Annotated in this window: 17 protein-coding genes; 13 read left to right on the top strand and 4 right to left on the bottom strand. The window is 67.4% G+C overall.

Annotated elements, in window-relative coordinates:
- Positions 1-300 precede the first annotated feature (300 nt).
- Positions 301-1,161 carry a 3-hydroxyacyl-CoA dehydrogenase family protein gene (locus BLR03_RS05515; protein WP_091250498.1) on the bottom strand — a complete coding sequence of 287 codons (861 nt, stop codon included), beginning with the start codon at positions 1,159-1,161 and terminating at the stop codon, positions 301-303.
- Between the two features lie 11 nt (positions 1,162-1,172).
- Entirely contained in the window at positions 1,173-2,384 is a 1,212-nt protein-coding gene (locus BLR03_RS05510; RefSeq protein ID WP_091250497.1) for an MFS transporter, read from the bottom strand.
- A gap of 95 nt (positions 2,385-2,479) precedes the next feature.
- Here BLR03_RS05510 and BLR03_RS05505 point away from each other — a divergent pair, with 95 nt between their 5' ends.
- From BLR03_RS05505 to BLR03_RS05480, 6 genes are all read left to right on the top strand, one after another.
- On the top strand, positions 2,480-3,058 hold the full coding sequence (locus BLR03_RS05505; RefSeq protein WP_091250494.1) for a TetR/AcrR family transcriptional regulator: 579 nt from the start codon (positions 2,480-2,482) through the stop codon (positions 3,056-3,058).
- A gap of 40 nt (positions 3,059-3,098) precedes the next feature.
- Positions 3,099-4,154, top strand: a complete 1,056-nt coding sequence (locus BLR03_RS05500; protein WP_091250492.1) for a zinc-dependent alcohol dehydrogenase family protein — start codon at positions 3,099-3,101, stop codon at positions 4,152-4,154.
- Positions 4,155-4,247: 93 nt separating this feature from the next.
- Entirely contained in the window at positions 4,248-4,604 is a 357-nt protein-coding gene (locus tag BLR03_RS05495; RefSeq protein ID WP_254788175.1) for a hypothetical protein, read from the top strand.
- A gap of 132 nt (positions 4,605-4,736) precedes the next feature.
- On the top strand, positions 4,737-7,460 hold the full coding sequence (locus tag BLR03_RS05490; protein WP_368086939.1) for a PEP/pyruvate-binding domain-containing protein: 2,724 nt from the start codon (positions 4,737-4,739) through the stop codon (positions 7,458-7,460).
- A 103-nt stretch (positions 7,461-7,563) separates the two neighbouring features.
- Entirely contained in the window at positions 7,564-8,715 is a 1,152-nt protein-coding gene (locus BLR03_RS05485) for an alpha/beta hydrolase (RefSeq protein WP_254788173.1), read from the top strand.
- Between the two features lie 59 nt (positions 8,716-8,774).
- Positions 8,775-9,713: an alpha/beta fold hydrolase gene (locus tag BLR03_RS05480; protein WP_091250484.1), complete on the top strand. Its 939-nt coding sequence runs from the start codon at positions 8,775-8,777 to the stop codon at positions 9,711-9,713.
- Here BLR03_RS05480 and BLR03_RS05475 read toward each other — a convergent pair.
- A complete protein-coding gene (locus tag BLR03_RS05475) occupies positions 9,698-10,453 on the bottom strand; it encodes a glycosyltransferase family 2 protein (RefSeq protein ID WP_091250482.1) in 756 nt (251 codons plus the stop codon). The two genes, BLR03_RS05480 and BLR03_RS05475, sit on opposite strands and share 16 nt — an antisense overlap.
- 159 nt (positions 10,454-10,612) lie before the next feature.
- Between BLR03_RS05475 and BLR03_RS05470 the strand changes: the two genes are divergently transcribed.
- Positions 10,613-10,816, top strand: coding sequence for a cold-shock protein (locus tag BLR03_RS05470; RefSeq protein ID WP_009357211.1), 204 nt, complete (start codon positions 10,613-10,615; stop codon positions 10,814-10,816).
- A gap of 136 nt (positions 10,817-10,952) precedes the next feature.
- On the opposite strand, the gene BLR03_RS05465 is transcribed toward BLR03_RS05470, so the two are convergent.
- Positions 10,953-12,929, bottom strand: coding sequence for an APC family permease (locus BLR03_RS05465; RefSeq protein WP_091250479.1), 1,977 nt, complete (start codon positions 12,927-12,929; stop codon positions 10,953-10,955).
- A gap of 325 nt (positions 12,930-13,254) precedes the next feature.
- On the opposite strand from BLR03_RS05465, the gene BLR03_RS05460 reads away from it, so the two are divergent.
- From BLR03_RS05460 to kdpC, 6 genes are all read left to right on the top strand, one after another.
- Positions 13,255-13,875, top strand: coding sequence for a hypothetical protein (locus BLR03_RS05460; RefSeq protein WP_091250476.1), 621 nt, complete (start codon positions 13,255-13,257; stop codon positions 13,873-13,875).
- A 182-nt stretch (positions 13,876-14,057) separates the two neighbouring features.
- Entirely contained in the window at positions 14,058-16,034 is a 1,977-nt protein-coding gene (locus BLR03_RS05455; protein ID WP_091250475.1) for an APC family permease, read from the top strand.
- 328 nt (positions 16,035-16,362) lie between these two features.
- Positions 16,363-16,461 carry a potassium-transporting ATPase subunit F gene (locus BLR03_RS05450; protein ID WP_084475820.1) on the top strand — a complete coding sequence of 33 codons (99 nt, stop codon included), beginning with the start codon at positions 16,363-16,365 and terminating at the stop codon, positions 16,459-16,461.
- A gap of 7 nt (positions 16,462-16,468) precedes the next feature.
- Positions 16,469-18,136 (top strand): potassium-transporting ATPase subunit KdpA, encoded by a 1,668-nt coding sequence (gene kdpA, locus BLR03_RS05445; protein WP_091250473.1) that lies wholly within the window; start codon positions 16,469-16,471, stop codon positions 18,134-18,136.
- Positions 18,133-20,259: a potassium-transporting ATPase subunit KdpB gene (gene kdpB, locus BLR03_RS05440; protein ID WP_091250471.1), complete on the top strand. Its 2,127-nt coding sequence runs from the start codon at positions 18,133-18,135 to the stop codon at positions 20,257-20,259. Before kdpA ends, kdpB begins: the two co-directional genes overlap by 4 nt.
- A 10-nt stretch (positions 20,260-20,269) precedes the next feature.
- Positions 20,270-20,890 carry a potassium-transporting ATPase subunit KdpC gene (gene kdpC, locus BLR03_RS05435; RefSeq protein WP_091250469.1) on the top strand — a complete coding sequence of 207 codons (621 nt, stop codon included), beginning with the start codon at positions 20,270-20,272 and terminating at the stop codon, positions 20,888-20,890.
- Positions 20,891-20,892: the final 2 nt, after the last annotated feature.

Raw genomic sequence — 20,892 nt, 5'->3', positions numbered from 1 at the left:
GTAAGTTGAGGCGCGGTGACACCAGCGGCGTATTCCTCAACTTGTGACTGTGATCCAAGCCACATCGAGGACTGGTCTCAGTGTGGCTCAGCAGCCGGAGTGGCCCGCAACCACCTGACCGGGTGGATTATGCGGGGCCGGAGCGACTACCCGGGTGGGCGGGCGTGGGCATCATGAACTGCGTCAGCGTCCTTGAAGCCCTCCAAAAAGCAACGCGGGATCAGACACGGCCGATGCCGCCCGCCCTGCTTGGGCCGTATCTGACCCCGCGTTGCTGGTGGTGCGCGTCGGGTGACGGGGTCAGGCGTAGTCGTTGTAGAAGCCGCGGCCGCTCTTGACCCCCAGCCAGCCCTTGGCGATGTACTCCTCGAGCATCGGGGCCGACTTGTTCTCCATGCCGGCGAGCTCGCAGTAGTGGTTCTCGATGTCCAGGACGACGTCCAGGCCCACTTCGTCCATGAAGCGGAACGGCGTGGTCTCGGATTTGAAGACGTCGGCGAACAGTGCGTCCACGTCCTGGGGGTCCGCGACGCCCTCGGCCACCACCAGGAGGGATTCGCGCTTGATCGCTGCCCAGATCCGGTTGAAGATGAAGCCGGTGCTCTGCCCGCGCACCCGGTGCGGCAGCAGCGCGTACTTGGGCAGCTCGGCCATGAGCAGCTCGATGATCCCCCGATCGGTGTGGCCGCTGGACATCAGCTCCACCGAACGCACCGCCGGCGGCATGTAGAAGTGCATGTTCAGGACCCGCTCCGGGCTGCCCACGCCGCCGATGAATTCGGAGGACGCAAACGAGGACGAGTTGCTGGCCAGCACTGCGTCGGGGGCCGCCAACTGGTCGAGGTCGGCGAAGAGGGCCTGTTTGAGGCCGAGCTTCTCCGGAACCGCTTCGACCACGAGCCACGCATCGCGGAGGGCATCCACTAGATTGTCCTTCGCGGCGAGCCGGACCGCCGGGGTGCCCCCGAGCTCTTCCACGGCGCGGTGGCGCTGTGTGGCGATGTACTCGACGGCGGCCTTGGCCACGGCGAGGTCCGTGTCGAAGACACGCACCTCGGCGCCCTGGAGGGACATCATCAGGGCGATGCGCCGGCCCAGGGTTCCGCCGCCGATGATCGTGATGGGCCGGTCCTCGATGTTGGCGGGGAGCGTGTAGGTCATGTCGATTCCTTTCAGGGGGCTGCTGACGGCGCAGCGGCCAGGTTGATGCGATTCGTGCGGGTGCCCTTGGCGATCAATACAAGGGCAGGGACGGCGGCAAGCACAAGGGCCAAACCGTAGATCAGAGTGGTGTTTTTCATTCCGGCGACGGGGACCAGCAGGCCCGCCGCCACGGCCGGGACGCTGAAGCCGAGATAGCAGATGACGTAGATGCTGGAGAGCATGCCGATGCGCTCGTGCGGACCGCACAAGGGCAGCGTCATGCGCATCGCACCGAAGTAGCCGCTGCCGAACCCGACGCCGGCGACGGCCGTGCCGCCGAAGTACAGCGGCGCGGAGCCAAGCTGGACCGCCAGCACGGTGAGCAGAATGCCCGAGATCAAGGCGATGACGCCGGTGAGCAGGGTGTTCCGGTCCGACCAGCGCCGGACGACGAGGATGGCCAGGGCACCGGGCACGAAGAGCGCGACGAGCGCCAGGCCGCCGACGAGGACCGAGCCGTCCTTCGTCATGGCGTGCGCCAGGACGGGTCCCAGCGAGAGGTAGAAACCGGCGAGCGCCCAGGTGGCCGCCGCGACAGGCATGGTGGCGGCCATCGTCCGGCGGGCCGAGCGGGGAATCCTCGCCTCCGGAACCAGGGAGCGGACGGCGCCGGGCGCCTTGCGGCCCGCACTCGGCAGCCACACGAGGGCGGCGCCCAAGCCGAGGAGGAGCACCGCCACGAGGAAGTACACGGCCTTGGTGGGCTCGGGCAGGAACCGGACCAGCGATGCCGAGCCGAGCGCCCCGGCAGACAATCCCACCGGGGACGCCGCGCTGTTCACAAGAGATCCGCGGCCGCTCCGTCCGACGCCCTCGAAGGCAAGAAGGGCCGCCCCGGCGGCCCCCATGGCCGCTCCCGTGGCGATCCCCTGCAAGGCCCGGGCGGCGACGAGGACTCCCGGCCCGGAGGCAAAGGCGAAGGTCATCATGGCCGCGACCTGAAGCCCCACCGCGCCCAGCAGGACCGGACGGGTACCCACGTGGTCCGCGAGGGATCCGACAACCAGCAGCGTCAGGAGCACCGCCACGGCGTAGACGGCAAACACGACCGTCACGGCCGCGGGGCCGAGCCCCCATTCCCGGGCGTAAAACTCGTACAACGGCGACGGAGCCGACGAGGCCCCGATGAAGACCGTCAGGAGGGCCGCGTGCAGCCGGAACGCGGTACGGGTGTTTTTCAATGCTCTTCCCTACCTACTAAAAGCACAATTTATGCATTAAGAGTCTAATATCCTCGCGGCCACCTAAAGCGCAGAATCTGCATTAAACTGGTGTGATGATGGCTACAGCGACACCCCGGCCCGGTGGCCGCAGCGCCCGGGTGCAGCAGGCAGTACACGAAGCTGTCCGCGCCCTGTTGGAGGAGCACGGCGGGGACCGTACGGCCCTGTCCGTGCCCGTCGTGGCCGAACGCGCCGGCGTGAATTCATCGACCATCTACCGGCGCTGGGGAGATCTGCCGCGGCTCCTCGCCGCCGTCGCGTCCAACCGGATGCTGCCCGAGCAGGTGGAAGACACCGGGACCCTGGAAGGGGACATGGAGGCCTGGTTCGTGCCCTACGTCGAGGAGTTCTCCTCGACGCTGGGCCGCCAGGTGCTGCGTGACATGCTCGCCGACGGCGCGGTGACCCGGGACTACTTCGCCCTGATGCAGGGCCATGTCGAGGAGATCAGGAACCTCGCCCGGGCACGCGGAGAAACCGCGCCGGCGGGGCAGGAGATCATCGACGTCGTGGTGGCCCCGGTGATCTACCGGATCCTGTTCAACCACGAATCCGCCCCGGAACTGCGGGTCCGGGACAGGATCGCCCGGCTGCTGCGCCCCGAGCAGACCTCGGCGGACCGGGAGGACTAAACTCGGTCCCAGCCCACCCACCACCATGCGAGGAGCACCCATGCGCGCCACCATCATCCACGGTCCCGGCGACATCCGAGTCGAAGACCGCGACTACCCCACGGTCCAACTGCCCACCGACGTCGTCGTGAAGGTCACCGCCTCCTGCGTCTGCGGCTCGGATCTGTGGCCCTACCGCGGGGTCAAGCCCACCCACAAGCCCTCCGCAATCGGACACGAGTTCATCGGCACGGTCGAAAGCGTCGGCGCGGACGTCAAAGACCTCGCCGTGGGCGACTTCGTGATCGCGCCGTTCGTAGTCAGCTGCGGCCAGTGCCCGCAGTGCCTCAACGGTGTCACGGTGGCCTGTGAGCACCTGGCCGGCTGGGGCGGCAAGGATGACACCGGCTTGACGATCGACGGCGGCCAAGGCCAGGCGGTCCGCGTGCCGCTCGCCGAATCCACGCTGGTCAAGGTTCCGGGCGTTACGGATCCGGACGATGCCCTCCGTGCCAGCCTCCTCACGCTCTCCGACGTCATGGCCACCGGCCACCACGCGGCCCTCGCCGCGAAGGCGGGCCCCGGCCGCACCGTGGTGGTGGTCGGCGACGGCGCCGTCGGACTCTGCGGCGTGCTCGCCGCCAAGCGCCTCGGCGCCGAGCGGATCATCGCGATGTCACGGCATGCGGACCGGCAGGCGATCGCCCGCGAATTCGGGGCCACGGACATCGTCGCCGAACGTGGAGACGACGGCGTCGCCAGGGTCCGCGAACTGCTCGGCGGCGTACTGGCCGACTCCGTGCTGGAGTGCGTGGGGACCAAGGAATCAATGGACCAGGCGCTGCACAGCCTCCGCCCCGGCGGCGCCCTCGGCTTTGTCGGCGTCCCCACCGGCGGCGCCGAGGCCCCGCTGCGCTTCCTGTTCGACACCAACATCTCGATCGCCGGCGGCATGGCCCCGGCCCGGACGTACATCCCGGAACTGCTGGCCGACGTGCTGGACGGCACCATCAACCCGGGCCGGGTGTTCGACTCGGTCATGCCCCTCGAGGAGGCACCCGAGGCCTACCGCGCCATGGACGAACGGCGCGCCATCAAGGTCCTGCTGACCCCGTAGCCGGGCTCTCGACGGCGGCGGCCCAGGCCCCTGCGCGGCTGCTTGCACCTGCTCTTGCGGCTGCCCTTGCACGTGCAGGGGCGAGGGTCTAGCGTGAAGCGCATCAGCATCCGCCGCCGTCGAGGAGCCGTCATGGCCAGGTTTGTGCAGATCATTGAATTCCAAACATCCCGCATCGAGGAGATCGAGCAACTCGGCCGCCCGTCACGAACCGAGGGGTCCACTGCCCCGACCTTCGGACGCATCATGGCCACCGCCGACCGCGACCGCCCCGGTACCTACCTCACCATTGTTGAATTCGAGTCCTACGAGTCGGCCATGGAGAACTCGAACCGGCCCGAAACCTCAGAGTTCGCCGCGAAGATGGCCGCCCTGTGTGACGGCCCGCCGGTCTTCCGCAACCTCGATGTGATGTGGGAGGACACCGGCGAGACCGACGCCGGCCAGTAGGCCTGCAGCCTCACTCTGCAGAGAGGCCGCGCCGCCGGAAACGGAGCCGGCAGCCGGCCGTGAATTGAATACGCGGACAGGACGTGGGACAGGGATATGGGGTCTGCACAGGGCAGAGCGCCAGAAGCTCTTGTGGCGGATCTCAGTGAACTGGGTTCCGCTCCCCTGCCGCTCGTGGGCGGCAAGGCCATGAACCTCGGCAGGCTCGCGGCGGCCGGATTCCCCGTACCGCGCGGCTTCTGCCTCACCACCGTCGCCTACCGGAAGGCTGCCCCGCCGGAACTGGAGGCCTTGGCGGCCCGACTGGACGCCGCGCTGCCGGGATGGTCCCCCGACGGCGGAAAAGCCCACCCGGCTTTGGACCACCCCGATTTGGACCATCTCCAGCTTGATTTGGGCGAACTGGCGAGGCAGGCCCGGGAAATGATCGTGACCGCCCCGATTCCCGGCGATGTCGATGCCGCGGTCCGCGCCGCCTATGCCGCGATGGGCAGCGGGGTCGCCGTCGCGGTCAGGTCCTCCGCCACCGCCGAGGACCTGCCCTTCGCAAGCTTCGCCGGACAGCAGGATTCCTTTCTCAACATCTCCGGGGCAGATGCCGTCGTCGAGTCGGTCCGGCGCTGCTGGGCCTCCCTCTGGACCGAACGCGCCGTGGCCTACCGCTCGACCAACGGCATCAGCCACCGCGACGTCGGGCTCGCCGTCGTCGTCCAGGACGTCGTCCCCGCCGTCACCGCCGGGGTGCTGTTCACCGCCAATCCCGTCACGGGCACCCGGACCGAAACGGTTATCGACGCGAGCGCCGGACCGGGCCAGGCGGTGGTCTCCGGCAGCGTAAACCCGGACCATTTCGTCGTCGAGACGGCCACAGGACGCGTCCTGCTCCGCTCTCCGGATCGGACCGCGGACGGGACTTCGGCCGGCCGGGCGCCCGGTCTGGACGACGCCCGGATCCGCGAACTCACGGCACTGGGCGACACCGTCCAGCGGCTGTTCGGCGCACCGCAGGATGTGGAATGGGTGATCGACGCCGCCGGCAAGATCTGGGTGACCCAGTCGCGGCCCATCACCACGTTGTATCCGTTGCCGGACCCCGCCGCCGCCGAACCCCTTGGCACGGAGTCCGGGGCCGCCACTGGCACCCGCGTGTACATGTGCGGCACCCTGTTCCAGGGCCTGACCCGCCCGCTCACCCCGATGGGGCTCTCCGTGCTGGGTTCAATGCGGAACCGGAAGGGACCGTGGCAGTACATCAACCCGGGGCTGCGCATGTACGTGGACGTGACGCCCGTGGTCCGCAACAGGTACGGCCGCCGCTATCTGCTGCGGGTACTCCCGCTGGCGGACGGGAGGTCAGGGGCGGTCTTCCCGGCGCTCCTGGAGGATCCGCGGTTCAGCGTGCGCGAACGGCCGCCCCGGCGGACCCATCCCGGCACGGCAGGAAAACCGGCAGCCAGGAAACCGGGGACGGGCGCCCCTGCAACCCGCAGCGCGGAAGGAATGGCCAGCGTGGCCCTGATCGTCCGGATGATTCCCCCCATGCTGCGGGCCGGCGTGCGGCCGGGCGCTGAATTGCGCCGCGCCTTCGACTACGGGCAGCGCCTCGAAGCGGAGCTTGTCCTGCCGGAGCCAGCGACAACCTTTGGCCGACTCGACCACGCCGAGCGCATCCTGGACCGCACCGTCGACGCGCTAATCCTGGCCACGCTGCCTGGACCATCCGTTGGCTACATCATGCTGGCGGCTGCCCGCAGACTTTTGCGGGGCATCGCGGAACCGCGGGAACTCGAGGCGGTGTTGCGGGGGCTGCCCAACAACGTCACCACCGAGATGGACCTTGAACTTTGGCATCTGGCCGTTACCGTCGGCGCGAATGCCGCGTCCCGTGACGTTTTCCTGGCCCACAGCCCGGAGGAACTGGCCACCCGTTACGCCGCCGGCACCCTCCCCGCCGTGGCACAGACCGGCCTGCACGGGTTCCTGGACCGCTACGGCCACCGCGCCGTGGCGGAGATTGACCTCGGCATGCCGCGGTGGTCGGAGAAGCCGGACCATATTCTCGGCATGATCTCGAACTACCTCCATGTCGAGGACCCCGAACAGGCCCCCGACCGGCAATTTGCCCGCGCGGAGGAACACGCCGAGGCCAGAATCCGCGACCTCGTGGAGCGGACCCGGGCCCGGAGCCGGCTCCGGGCCCGCCAGGTGGAATTTTGCCTGCGCCGGACCCGGCAGTTGTCCGGACTGCGCGAACTGCCGAAGTTCTACATCGTCCTCGCCCTCGCCGAGATGCGCCGCCAGCTCAACAAGGTGGGTGCCGAACTGGCCCGATCCGGTTCGATCGCCGCCGCGGACGATGTCTACTTCCTGGAATTCGACGAGGTCCGGGTGGGCCTGCGCGGCGCGGACCTTCACGGCATCGTCGCTGACCGCCGGCGACTGTACGATACGGAATTGCGACGCCGGCGCATCCCGCGCCTGCTGCTGTCCGACGGTACCGACGTCGAGGCCGCCATGCTGGCTAAGTCTCCGGCGTCCGGCGCCCTCGCCGGGACACCGGCCTCGGCCGGTACCGCCACCGGACGGGTCAGGGTCATCGTGGACCCGGTGGGCGCCCACCTCGAACCCGGGGAAATCCTCGTGGCACCGTCCACCGATCCCGGCTGGACTCCGCTGTTCATGACCGCCGGCGCCCTGGTCATGGAGATGGGCGGGGTGATCTCGCACGGGGCCGTGGTGGCCCGCGAATACGGTATCCCGGCCGTGGTGGGCGTGCCGGACGCGACCACCCGTTTGCGGACCGGCCAGACGGTCACTGTTGACGGGGCCGCGGGCACTATCGTCGAGGAGCCTTGAGCCGGCGGCACCGGGCAATCCTCCGGGTGGCGAACCGGGCCGTAGCTGTGAGGGCAGGCTGCCCTCACAGCTGTAGCACGGGTGTGCCAGATAGAATTGGTGCATGACCTCCCCGGCCCGCTGGCCAACGCACCATGCGTCATCCTTTCAGGCGGCCCGGCCACGGATAGCGCAGCACCGCAACACCTTCACTCTGGCCCGCAAGGCCAGGAACGTCCTGCGCCGGGTTCCGGTGTGGACCTGGCGGGTGCTGATGCACTGCGTACGCGCCAGCGAGAACGCCCGCTTCAACGCTGACCCCATTACCGGCGTCGCATATGTCCACGACATCGATTTCGTAGGCGACGGCATCCGGGCCCACCGCCTCGATGTCATCACCCCGTCCCCTGCTGGCGGCACCCCCGCAGCCGATGCGACCCCGCCCGGCGAGTCCGGCGCCGCGCTCCCCGTTTACGTGTACTTTCACGGCGGCGGCTGGACCTCCGGGGACAAGTCCTCGCTGACCAAGTACTGCGCCAGCCAGGCCGAGGGCGGCATGGTGGTGGTCAACGTGAACTACCGGAAGGCGCCGCGTTTCCACATGGCCCATGTCCTGGCGGATGCGAATGCCGCGCTGGCGTGGGTCCGGCAGAACATCGCCGGCCATGGCGGCGACGCATCGCGGCTCGTACTGGGCGGCGACTCCGCCGGCGGCCAAGTCGCGGCGCTCCTGACCGCTGCAAGCTTCCGTCCGGAACTGGCACGGCACCACGGTCTGATACCGGCCGTACCTGCATCCCATTTCAAGGGTCTTGTCCAGCACTGCAGCGTGGTGGACTTTTCCGTCTTCTTCGAAAGGGGCTTCGTGCTGAGCCTGAACTTCGTCCGCATGCTGCTGCCCGGCCTCCGTCCTGGCGGCGAAAACTGGGGTCGCTGGGGACGCCTGCGCCGCGGCATTGGCGGCCTGTTGGGCCGTCCGGGCTCCGGCACCGGCCACCTGGAGGCCCTCCGCAAGGGCGCGGGCTTCCTCTCCCCGATCGAGTGGCTGGATTCCCGCTTCCCGCCGGTCTTTGTGACCACCTCGGAACGGGACTTCTTCTACGCCGCCAATGTGAACTTCATCGCCCGCTTGCGCGAACACTCCGTCCCCGTGGACAGTCTCATCTACGGCTGGGACAACTCCAACACCGAACACACCTGGCAGCAGAACTTCCGCTACCCGGAATCGCAGGAGGTCTACCGCCGGCTCCACGCCTTTGTGCGCAAAGTGGCCTGAGCGCCGCCCGTCCTGCCCGATCCGCCCCGGCTCCGGCCGCACCGGGCTATGTTTAGTCCATGGTGGCTGCCGAGAGCAACGCACAAAACGATCAGGAACCTGAGGGGTTCGGATCGGCGCTGGTCGATGAGGCCGCCCGCCGGGATGCGGCCTTGGGCGACGCGGACTGGGCCTCCGTGCCCGGAGGCGCCGTGCGGGGCACCTTCGGGGCACCCAGCGGAACCCTCGCCACGCTCTCCATGGGCACACCGGGAAACCCCCGGGTGCTCCTGATTCCGGGGGCGACCGGGTCCAAGGAAGACTTTGTGCTGATGCTGCCCGAGCTCGCCGCGGCCGGGTACTTTGTCCTGAGCTGTGACATTGCCGGCCAGTTCGAATCCGCCGCGGCGGGCCCCGAAAACCTCGTTCCTCCCCGCGACCACTACGACTACGACTTGTTCACCAATGACCTGGTCGCCATGCTCGACGCCGAGGACGGCCCGGCGCACGTCGTGGGGTATTCGTTCGCCGCGATCGTCGCCCAGCTCGCCTTTACCCGCCGCCCGGAAAAGTTCCGGAGCCTCACCCTGATCAGCTGCCCGCCGGAGCCGGGCCAGTGTTTCCGGGGCGTCCAGCGCGTCGGCTGGATCAGCCCCTGGGTCAGCCCGCGGATCGGCGCCGCGCTGATGATCTGGGGTATCCGCATCAACATCGTGCATGTCGCGCCCAACCGGATACGGTTTGTGAAATACCGGTTCCGGTTCACCCGCCGGAGCTCTGTGAGTGACATCATCGGGCTGATGCAGCATGCACCGGATCTGCGGGCGGCCCTGGCCGCCGCGTCGCTGCCGAAGTTCGTCACGGTCGGCGAACATGATCTCTGGCCGCTGGCGTTGCACCGTCGCTTCGCAGAGTCCATCGGCGCGCGGATCGCGGTCTACCGGGGCGGGCACAGCCCGAGTGAGACCTCGCCGCACCAAATGAGCCGGGACCTCATCGCGCTTTACGGTTCCGCCTGACGCGAGGGGTCGCGTTCCCATTGCCGCCGGCGTCGGCGCCGCCGGAAGGGTCCCTCTTCCCGGAATTCGATGCCGAACGTCGTCCACGCCATCGACAACCGGCGCCCGACGGAGTGCCAGCTCGCCAGCGGCCGCGCGGAGACCCGCACGCGCAGCCCGGCGTCAGCGATCACCTTCACGTCGGGCGGGATCTGGTAGGAAATGTCGAGATCATCGTGGACCGGCGGAATGCCCCGGTGAACGGAGCCCCGGATCCGGTCCCAGACGTCGGACCGCATGGCGAAATTCGAGCCAAACAGCGGCGGATGACCCAGCAGCCACCCGATGGCCCAGAAATACCCGGGTATGTAGACGCTTTCGCCCACCCACCGGGCGAACCGGGTCCCGCCGTAGAAGTCGCCGGGACCGGACACGGCGGACAGCGGTCCGGCCTTCTCGAGAATTGCTTCAACTCGTTCGAGCCAGTCAGCGGGCGGGATGGAGTCGGTGTCCAGCCGGGCAATCAGCTCGGAGCCGGCTTCGTCGAAGCCGTGTGCCGTGCAGGCGGCGATGCCCGGGAGTTCGACGGCGAGCCGCCGCGCCCCCGCAGCGGCGCAGACCTCCGCGGTGTTGTCCGTACTGGCGTTGTCCACGACGACGATTTCGTCGGCCGGGCGGGTCTGGGCGGCGAGCGCAGCCAGGCACGCGGCGAGCATGCCGGCGTCGTTCCTGGTCGGGATAACCACCGAGATTGTTGTCATCGTGCCCCGACTATAGTCCCGGGACGGGACGAAATGCCCCCGTCGGCCTCTTGCACCATGGCCCCCGGCCCCGTACGTTGGGGGACAGCGGACGAATGTCTCCGCAGCCGTTGGCCTCATGGCCGCCGGAGATCAGCAGCATTTCAGAAGGATAAAGGCATGGCTACAGGCACAGTTAAATGGTTCAACGCCGAAAAGGGTTTTGGCTTCATTGCCCCGGATGACGGGTCGGCCGACGTTTTCGCCCACTACTCGGCAATCGCAACCAGCGGCTACCGCTCGCTGGACGAGAACCAGAAGGTTGAATTCGACGTCACGCAGGGCCCGAAGGGCCCGCAGGCCGAGAACATCCGCCCGCTCTAAGTACACAGGACAAGCCCCGGCCGCCCGGCCGGGACACCGTCCCCGAAGACCACAACACCCCTCCGGAGGATTCCTCTGGAGGGGTGTTTGTGTGTGCGGGAGCGTTTATGCCCGACGGCGATTATCTGCGGGAGCGTCAGCCGACATGGACCCAGGGGCGCCGGGTGACGTCAGGCTCGGCTTCGCGGAGCACTTCACGGGTCACCGGGGCGATTTCACCTTCGCCGAAGGCCAGGAACCGCATGAGGTTGGTGATCGGGTTACCCTCCGTCCAACGGAAATAGATGTGCGGCATCAGTCCGGTGACGTCGCGGATGTGCAGCAGTACGGAGGCGATCGTGTTGGGAACCACGGGCCCGTGGACCTCCAGGATCTGGTACCCGTGCCGGATCACCCCTTTCACCTCGAGCTCGGTCTCGAAGTCCGAGGAGTCGTCCACCACGACTTCCAGGAACAGGGCCTGGTAGTCCACCGGCAGGTGGCTGACCTCGATCGCTGACGTCAGCTTGTCTCGGTACGCCTCGGCGCTGAGCCGCAGCGGTTCGTGGGCGATGATCGCGATGGGCCCGGTTTCGTTGGAAGCCAGGAATTCCAAGGCCGTGGTGTCCATGCGCACGTGGGTGGCGTGGAGCTCGAAAGAACGCCGGATGCGCGAGAGCAGCGAAATGACGATGATCCCGAGGATGAAGAGCGCCGCGATCCGGATGCCTTCGGGCCGCTCAAAAATGTTGGCCACCGTGGTGTAAATGAACACGACCGCGATGATCCCGAACCCGATGCTGCGCTTGCGCTGCCCCTTGCTGCGCGCCGAGAATGTCACGGCGACCGCGGCTGAGGTCATCAGGACCAGGACGCCGGTGGCGTAGGCGCCGCCCTGGGCGTCGACGTCGGCGTTGAAGAGCCAGGTGATCAGGAAGCCCACGAGCGTGAAGACCAGCACCAGCGGCCGGACGGCGCGGGCCCATTCCGGTGCCATGCCGTACCGGGGCAGATAGCGGGGGACGAGGTTCAGGAGCCCGGCCATCGCGGAGGCCCCGGCGAACCAGAGGATCGCGATGGTGCTGATGTCATAGACGGTGCCGAAGCCTGCGCCCAGGTATTCGTGGGCCAGGAATGCCAAGGCGCGCCCGTTCGCCTGGCCGCCAGGCTGGAATTCCTGCTCCGGGATGAGCACCACGGTGGTGAAGCTGGTCGTGATGAGGAAGGCACTCATGATGACGGCCGCCGTAGTCAGCAGGCGGCGCGCGCCCTTGATCCTGCCCTCGGGGTTCGCCTCGGTGTCCGTGGCATGGCCCCGGATCTGCGGCATGACGGCGACGCCGGTCTCGAAGCCCGAGAGGCCCAGGGCCAGCTTCGGGAAAACCAGCAGCGCGATGCCCACTACCATCAGCGGGTTGCCGTGGGACGTGGTCAGGGCCAACCACCAGTTGTCGACCGCCACCGGATGGGCGATGACCTGGAAGATCGTGGTGATCACCACGACGACGTTCAGCCCGAGGTAGAGCCCCACGAGGACGACCGCGACGCCGATCGCCTCTTTGAACCCACGCAGGAACACCGCGGCGAGCAGGGCCAGCAGGATCAGGGTGACCACGACGTTCTGGCCCTGCATCCAGGCGGGCGCGAACGGGTTCTCGATGGCGTGCGCGGTCGCGTCGGCGGCGGAGAGCGTCATGGTGATCATGAAGTCGGTGGCCGCGAACCCCAGCAGGACCAGGACGAGGAGTTTTCCTCCCCAGCGCGGCAAGAGCCGCTCCAGCATGGCGATAGAGCCCTCGCCGCGGTGGCTCTCACCGGCAACCCGGCGGTACACGGGCAGGGCGCCGAGCAAGGTCACGGCCACCAGGACCAGGGTGGCCAGCGGCGAAACCACGCCGGCCGCGAGCGCGGCGATGGCGGGCTGGTAGCCCAGCGTGGAGAAGTAGTCCACGCCGGTCAGGCACATGACCTGCCACCACGTGTGTTTCTTCAGATGGCTGTCACTGACGGCCCCGGGCCCTTGGTGGGTTCCCTTGCTGTCCTGAAGCCCGAACAGGAGCCAGTTCCTGAAGTGATCACCGGCATCGGGCCGCGGCGCAGAGGGGTCTGCCGGGGGCCGGCTGAGCGTGGTCATAATGTCCTTTCCACGCGACGCACCGCGCCGCTTCCGTCGGAGACAGTACCAGCTTCCGCAACCGCCGGCGCCGTCCAGCGCCGTCCGGCGGACAATCCTAATGGTTCCTTAACGCGGCCCTCTGCGTGCCCGCCCGGTATCCCCGCGACCGCCGTCCCTGCTGTCCCGGATGAACCGCCGCATTAAGATAACGCAAATTTGCAGCGTGCTGGCATATGGAAAGTGTTAAGGCCGCTCCGAAGAGGCTCCGGCGGTGGTGTCATGAAACAAGGGGACACTGCAGCCACTGTGGTCGCGGTCGAATCCTCAGCAGGAGCAAACCAGAATGAACACCACGTCCCGGCGGATAAGGAAGGCATCAGGTCTTCCGGCCGGTGCCGGCGGTGCCCGGGATTTCGTGGCCGTTGATGACATTGGGGATTTTTCCTACCACCGGTCGGAAGAGGACCTAATTGCGGCGTTTGAATACGTCGGGGAAGCTGCGTGCGTCATCGACCGCAGCGGCGGCTCGTACCGCCTAGTGCTGGATGCAAACCGTCACCTGGTCCTTGGACAAGTGCTGGGACCGGTGGAATTCCGTTGGCTCCGTCACGCGTGGCTGGGCGCTCAAAATGCCCATCCGGACGAGCACCGGCTCCGGCGCTTCTACCCTGTTACGAGCGACGAAGTGGTGTCGGACTTGTTCGAAACCCTCGCCTTGGAACGCGGGAGGGAACCGGCCGAGAGCGCATGGTCTGTGGACATCGAAGGCTTTGCCTCGCGGCCGTCCAGCCTCAAGGAGATCGATCGCATGCTCGCCCGGCAGAAACCGCTGGAGCACGTCCGCGTGAAGGACCCGTTCGGACACATCTACCGGCCGGCGCGCCACCGGAGTCACTGGTATCTGCCGGCATCCGCCGGAGCCATCCTCTACGTCGAAGTCCCGGCACCCGTCACGACCCACTGACCGCGGTGCCGTGCACGCCGGGAGCGGGCGGACGGGCTGGACTCCAGGCTTACACTGGCGGACCAGGCAGCGGCCCGGCGTTAAGGATCCGTCAAGATCGTTCCCGGGTCGGTAACGGCGCCCGGCTCCGGTGTTATCGTCGGCACTAAACACGATGGCGGGCATCGCGCGGAGAGGCACAGATGACCACGATGAGCAGACCGCCTTCGGATCCCTCAGCGGTACGGCCGGGAGCCGGGGACAATTTCAGAAGATGGCTGCTTTTCGGCCTGCAGGACGCCAAAGGGGTCCATCAGGGACCCGGCGCAGTGAGCGACTCGCACCTGAAGAAGCATGCGTGGTGGCAGGTCATGTGCCTCACCGGCGTTGATTACTTCTCAACCTTGGGCTACCAGCCGGCCATCGCAGCCTTGGCTGCGGGCGTAATCTCGCCGCTGGCGACCATGGTCCTGGTGGCTGTCACCCTGCTTGGTGCCCTACCGGTTTACCGCCGGGTTGCCGGTGAGAGCCACCGCGGCGAGGGCTCCATCGCCATGCTGGAACGGCTGATGCCGCGCTGGGGCGGGAAACTCTTCGTGCTGGTCCTGCTGGGGTTCGCGGCGACGGACTTCATGATCACCATGACGCTCTCCGCCGCCGACGCCACCGCACACGCGATCCAGAACCCCCTCGTTCCGGGCTGGATTCAGGGCCAAAATGTGCCGGTCACGCTCTTCCTGCTCGCCCTGTTGGGTGCCGTCTTCCTACGCGGGTTCAAAGAGGCGATCGGCGTTGCGGTCGTCCTGGTCGGCATCTATCTGAGCCTAAATGTCGTGGTGGTGATCACGACCATTCTCGAAGTGTTTAACCAGCACGTTGCCGTGGCTAACTGGTGGCTCGCGCTGACAACGTCGCACGGGAACCCGTTCATGGTGGTCGGAATCGCCCTGCTCGTCTTCCCCAAGCTGGCCCTGGGCCTCTCCGGCTTCGAAACAGGCGTGGCCGTGATGCCGCAGATTCAGGGACGCCCGGGTGACACCGAAGAGAAACCGGTAGGCCGGATCGAGGGTGCCCGCCGGCTGCTGACCACCGCGGCCGTCATCATGAGCGCTTTCCTTATCACGACCAGCTTCACCACGGTGATCCTGATCCCGGAGCAGGAATTCCAGCCAGGCGGGCAGGCGAACGGCCGCGCCTTGGCATTCCTGGCACACGAATACCTGGGCGCAGGGTTCGGAACCGTGTATGACATCAGCACCATCGCCATTCTCTGGTTCGCCGGGGCCTCCGCGATGGCCGGGCTGCTGAACCTCGTGCCCCGCTACCTGCCCCGCTACGGCATGGCCCCCGGGTGGGCCCGGGCCGTCCGGCCGCTGGTCCTGGTGTTCACCGCTGTCGGGTTTCTGATCACCTGGCTCTTCAACGCCGACGTCGACGCCCAGGGCGGCGCCTACGCCACCGGCGTCCTGGTCCTGATGACCTCAGCCGCGGTTGCCGTGGCGCTGTCCGCACGGCGCGGGAAACAGCGCAAACGCACCATCGGGTTCGGCATCATCGCCGTCGTTTTCATTTACACCACAGTGGCCAACATCATTGAACGCCCCGAAGGCATCCGGATCGCAGCGTTCTTCATCGCGGGCATCATCGTGATTTCGCTGCTTTCACGCCTCCGGCGCTCCTTCGAACTCCACGCCACCCATGTCCACCTGGACCGCCAGGCACTGGAGTTCATGTCCTCCAACCTGGAAGGGCCCATAGCGATCATCGCCCACGAACCGCTGCGCCTGAGCCCCGAGGCGTACCGGGACAAACTGACGTCTGCGATCGAGGTCAGCCACCTGCCCGTGGACTACCAGGCATTATTCCTGGAAGTAACCGTGGACGATTCCTCCGACTTTGAGACGGCTTTGGAGGTCCGCGGTGTGACCCGGCACGGGTACCATGTCCTGGAAGTCCACGGACCCGTCGTGCCGAACACGATCGCCTCGGTGCTCCTGCACATCCGGGACGTGACCGGGCTGATGCCGCACATCTACTTCCGCTGGACCGAAGGGAACCCGGTCACAAACCTGCTGCGCTTCCTCGCGTTCGGCGAAGGCGAAATCGCCCCGGTCACCCGCGAAGTGCTCCGCGAAGCAGAACCCGATGTCACCAAACGGCCCTGGGTCCACGTCGGCTGAGCACCGCGGCCCGGACGACAAGACGGTCTCCGGCCGCAGCCAAACAGGCCGAGTACGGATGCAGGACCGTCCGGAATTTCCGCGCACATTAAGGCTGCGTCAAGATCCGTCCTCAGGGCGTTAAGAAACCATCAGGAACCGGCCTTCTCCTTCTGGGGAGGAGTTGACTTTCAGTAGCCCCGCAAACGGGGCGCAGATGAAAGGAACCTGCAATGGCCGACCTGGCTGTTATCGGAATCCTCATGGTATCCATGGGGTTCGTCATGTGGATCGGCCACGTCCTGGCCGGGATGGTCGGGGCTGCCGATGACCGGCCGGAGGGCGGACGATGAGCGCCGACGCGATCATGTGGCTCGTACTGCTCATTGCGGGGCTGTGCCTGTTCGGCTACCTCCTGGCCGTCTTGATCCATCCGGAAAAGTGGTGAGCGGATCATGACCTTCAACCTTGCATCCTTTGCTGTCCAGGTGGCGGCACTCCTCATCGTGTTGGCAGTGCTGCACAAGCCCTTGGGCATCTACCTGGCCCGGGTCTTCGAGGGCACGACGTCCAGTCGGCCCGAGCGTTTGTTCTACCGGCTCGCCGGGATCGACGCCGGGACCGACCAGACCTGGTCCGTGTACCTGCGCAGCGTCCTGGCGTTTTCCGCCGTCTCCATCCTGGCCGTGTTCGGCCTCCAACGGCTGCAGGGCGTCCTGCCCGGCAGCGGATCCCTGCCCGGCGTGGACCCGTGGATTGCCATGAACACCGCCATTTCCTTTGTGACCAACACGAACTGGCAGACCTACGTCCCCGAGACCACGCTGGGCATCTTCGTGCAGATGTGTCTGCTCGCGGTACAGAACTTCCTCTCCGCCGCCGTCGGCATCGTCGTCGTCGTCGCCCTCATCCGCGGCATCGCCCGCACCAGGACGCACCGCCTCGGCAACTTCTGGGTGGACCTGGCCCGCACGTCGTTCCGGATCCTGCTGCCGATCGCGTTCGTCGCGGCAGTGGTCATGGTCCTCGGCGGGGTGGTGCAGAACTTCTGGCCCACCGACGTCACCAACCAGGCCGCCGGGATCCACCAGAACATTCCCGGAGGCCCCGTGGCGTCCCAGGAAGCCATCAAGGAGCTCGGGACCAACGGCGGCGGCTACTTCAACGCCAACTCCGCCCACCCGTTCGAGAACCCCAACGCCCTCATCAGCTTCTTCGAGGTGTTCCTGCTCCTACTCATCCCCTCGGCGCTGCCCTACGCCTTCGGCCGGATGGTCGGCGACCAGAAGCAGGGCTACACGGTGGCCGCGGTGATGGGCACCCTGTGGCTGGCATCGGTTTCGCTGATGGGATGGGCCGTGGCGTCCGGGCAGGGCACCGCGACGGCCGCCGCCGGTGGCCTGGGCGAAGGTTTTGAACAGCGCTTCGGACCGGTGTCCAGCGCGATCTTCGCCACGTCCACCACGCTGACCTCCACCGGCGCCGTCAACGTCGCCCATGATTCCCTGCCTCCGCTGGCCGGCGGTGTGGCCATGGTGAACATGATGCTCGGCGAAGTCGCCCCGGGCGGCACCGGGTCCGGGCTCTACGGGCTGCTGATCCTGTCCATCATCTCCGTCTTCATCGCCGGTCTCATGGTCGGACGCACCCCCGAGTACCTGGGCAAGAAGATCGGCCCGACGGAAATGAAGCTCGCCGCCATGTACATCCTGGTCACCCCGACAGTGGTCCTGGCCCTGGCCGGTATTACCGTCCTGTTGCCGGACGCCATGGCCAACGCCCCGGCCACCGGCCCGCACCAGTTCAGCGAAGTGCTTTACGCCTTCACCTCCGGGGCCAACAACAACGGCTCCGCGTTCGGCGGCATCACCACCTCCGGCCCCTACCTCTCGGTCATGATGGGCCTGGCGATGCTGCTGGGCCGCTTCCTCCCGATTGTCCTGGTCCTCGCCCTGGCCGGCTCCCTCGCCCGCCAGGCCAAGGTTCCCGCCTCCGCCGGCACCGTCCCCACCCACGGCCTCCTGTTCGGCGGCCTGCTGCTCGGCGTGACAGTGATCATGACCGCGCTGAGCTACTTCCCGGCCCTTGCCCTGGGCCCTCTCGCAGAAGGACTCCTGAAATGACCCCGTCCCAGACGGACCTCGCCGCCGCCACCTACGCCGACGGCAACCCCCTCGGCACCCCCGGCGAGCACAAGCACCACACCAAGGCCCCGGCAAAACTGACGATCACGTCCGTCGCCGCCGCCCTGCCACTCGCGGTCCGGAAACTCTCCCCGCGGCAGATGATCCATTCCCCGGTCATGTTCACCGTGCTGGTGGGTGCCGCCCTGTGCACCGCAATCTCGGTGTACCGGCCCTCGGTGTTCGGCATCGCCGTCACCGTCTGGCTGTGGCTCACCGTCCTGTTCGGAACCCTGTCCGAATCCATCGCCGAAGGCCGCGGCAAGGCCCAGGCCGACAGCCTCCGCGCCAGCCGCAAAGGCGTGACGGCCCGGCTCCGGCAGCCCGACGGCACCACCAAAGAGGTGCCGGGGACTGAGCTGCGGCTCAACGACCTCGTGATCTGCGAGGCCGGGGACGTCATCCCCTCGGATGGCGAAATCATCGACGGCCTGGCCAGCGTCGACGAATCGACCATCACCGGCGAATCGGCCCCTGTGATCCGCGAATCCGGCGGAGACCGCTCCTCGGTCACCGGCGGCACGAAGGTCCTCTCGGACCGGATCGTCATCCGCATCACCGCCGAGCCCGGCCAGACGTTCATCGACCGGATGATCAAGCTCGTCGAGGGCGCCGTGCGGCAGAAGACCCCGAACGAAATCGCCCTCCACGTCCTGCTGGTGTCCCTGACCATCGTGTTCCTGGCCGTCACCATGTCCCTGGCCCCGTTTGCCGCGCTCGCCGGCGCCACCCCGTCCCCCATCGTGCTGGTCGCCCTGCTCGTGTGCCTGATCCCCACCACCATCGGGGCGCTGGTCCCGGCGATCGGCATCGCCGGCATGGACCGGCTGGTCCAGCACAACGTGCTGGCCACCTCAGGCCGCGCCGTGGAGACCGCCGGAGACATCACCACACTGCTGCTGGACAAGACCGGCACCATTACCTACGGCAACCGCCGCGCCGTCAATTTCTTCCCCGCCAACCATGTGGACAGGACCCAACTCATCGAAGCGGCCCGGGTCTGCAGCCTGGCCGACGAAACCCCCGAGGGCCGCTCCATCGTGGACCTCGCCGCGGACAAGGGCGTGACCGGGGCCGACCTGGCCGCCCTCGAACGCAGCTCCGGCGATTTTGCCGTGGTCCCCTTCAGCGCCACCACCCGCATGAGCGGACTGGACCTTGACGGGCTGCAGATCCGCAAAGGCGCCGCCTCCACGGTGACCGCCTTCGTTGCCGAATACGGCGGACACTCCCCGGCGGAAGTCGACGACCGGGTCCAGGAAATCTCCGCCCAAGGCGGCACACCCCTCCTGGTCGCCCAGATCGACAAGGACGGCCGCGCCGACATCCTGGGAACCATCCACCTCGCCGACGTCGTCAAACCCGGCATGCACGCCCGCTTCGCCGAACTGCGGCAAATGGGCATCCGGACCGTCATGATCACCGGCGACAACCCCATCACCGCCAAGGCCATCGCCGCCGAGGCCGGGGTCGATGACTTCCTGGCCGAGGCAACCCCGGAGGACAAACTCGCGGTCATCAAGAAGGAGCAGGCCGCAGGCCGGCTCGTGGCCATGACCGGGGACGGCACCAACGACGCCCCGGCCCTGGCCGCGGCAGACGTCGGCGTCGCCATGAACTCCGGCACCCCCGCCGCGAAGGACGCCGCCAACATGGTGGACCTCGACTCCGACCCCACCAAACTCATCAACATCGTCGGCATCGGCAAACAGCTGCTCATCACCCGCGGCGCCCTGACCACCTTCTCGGTAGCCAATGACGTCGCCAAGTACTTCGCAATCGTTCCCGCCCTCTTCACCGCTGCCTTCCCGGGGCTGGGACTGCTGAACATCATGGGACTCGCCACCCCGGCCTCGGCCATCCTCTCCGCGGTGATCTTCAACGCCCTGATTATCATCGCGCTGGTCCCGCTCGCCCTCCGCGGAGTCAAATACCGTGCCGTCTCCGCCAACCAGGCACTGGGGCGGAATCTGCTGGTCTACGGGCTCGGCGGCCTCATCGCCCCCTTCATCGGCATCAAAATCATCGACCTCATGATCTCCCTCATCCCCGGAATCGGCTAGGAACATCCCCATGAACACACTCACCGGCTACCTCCGGCAGGCAGGCACCGCCGTCCGGTTCCTGCTCTTCGCCACACTGGTCCTCGGCGTGGCCTACCCCCTGGCCGTCTTCGGCATCGGACAACTCATCGCGCCCTACCAGGCCAACGGCTCCATCATCAAGGACAGGGCCGGCGCCCCGGCTGCGTCGGCCCTGATCGTCCAGGCCACGGCCGACGAATCCGGCGCCCAGGACCCGCGCTGGTTCCATGCCCGGCCCTCGGCCGTGAAGTGGGACCCGGCTTCGTCGTCGGCAAGCAACCTAGGACCCAACGACCCCAAACTGACAGAGGCCATCGCGGCCAACCGCGCAGCCGTCGCGAAGGCCGAGAACGTCCCCGAAGCGGCCGTTCCTGCGGATGCCGTGACCGCCAGCGGTTCGGGACTGGACCCGGACATCTCCCCGGCGTACGCCCGACTCCAGATCCCGCGCGTTGCCGCCGCGCACGGGCTCAGCACGGAGACCGTGACCGCCCTCGTCGCGGGGAAGACCAGTGGCGGCGCCGTTGCATTCCTGGGGCAGCCAGCGGTGAACGTGACCGCCCTGAACCTGGCAGTCGCCGCCGCGTCGCCCGTGTCAGCCTCCAAGTGACA

The sequence above is a fragment of the Arthrobacter sp. ok909 genome (assembly GCF_900104405.1).
GTDB lineage: Bacteria > Actinomycetota > Actinomycetes > Actinomycetales > Micrococcaceae > Arthrobacter > Arthrobacter humicola.
The sequence above is the reverse complement of the archived record's forward strand: the minus strand, read 5'-3'. Positions and strand labels throughout refer to the sequence as shown.

Bases quoted from the DNA above. Each gene is read 5' to 3' on its own strand.
- BLR03_RS05515 (WP_091250498.1), bottom strand. From the start codon at position 1,161: ATGACCTACACGCTCCCCGCCAACATCGAGGACCGGCCCATCACGATC.
- BLR03_RS05505 (WP_091250494.1), top strand. From the start codon at position 2,480: ATGATGGCTACAGCGACACCCCGGCCCGGTGGCCGCAGCGCCCGGGTG.
- BLR03_RS05500 (WP_091250492.1), top strand. From the start codon at position 3,099: ATGCGCGCCACCATCATCCACGGTCCCGGCGACATCCGAGTCGAAGAC.
- BLR03_RS05485 (WP_254788173.1), top strand. From the start codon at position 7,564: ATGACCTCCCCGGCCCGCTGGCCAACGCACCATGCGTCATCCTTTCAG.
- BLR03_RS05480 (WP_091250484.1), top strand. From the start codon at position 8,775: ATGGTGGCTGCCGAGAGCAACGCACAAAACGATCAGGAACCTGAGGGG.
- BLR03_RS05475 (WP_091250482.1), bottom strand. From the start codon at position 10,453: ATGACAACAATCTCGGTGGTTATCCCGACCAGGAACGACGCCGGCATG.
- BLR03_RS05470 (WP_009357211.1), top strand. From the start codon at position 10,613: ATGGCTACAGGCACAGTTAAATGGTTCAACGCCGAAAAGGGTTTTGGC.
- BLR03_RS05465 (WP_091250479.1), bottom strand. From the start codon at position 12,929: ATGACCACGCTCAGCCGGCCCCCGGCAGACCCCTCTGCGCCGCGGCCC.
- BLR03_RS05460 (WP_091250476.1), top strand. From the start codon at position 13,255: ATGAACACCACGTCCCGGCGGATAAGGAAGGCATCAGGTCTTCCGGCC.
- BLR03_RS05455 (WP_091250475.1), top strand. From the start codon at position 14,058: ATGACCACGATGAGCAGACCGCCTTCGGATCCCTCAGCGGTACGGCCG.
- BLR03_RS05450 (WP_084475820.1), top strand. From the start codon at position 16,363: ATGAGCGCCGACGCGATCATGTGGCTCGTACTGCTCATTGCGGGGCTG.
- kdpA (WP_091250473.1), top strand. From the start codon at position 16,469: ATGACCTTCAACCTTGCATCCTTTGCTGTCCAGGTGGCGGCACTCCTC.
- kdpB (WP_091250471.1), top strand. From the start codon at position 18,133: ATGACCCCGTCCCAGACGGACCTCGCCGCCGCCACCTACGCCGACGGC.
- kdpC (WP_091250469.1), top strand. From the start codon at position 20,270: ATGAACACACTCACCGGCTACCTCCGGCAGGCAGGCACCGCCGTCCGG.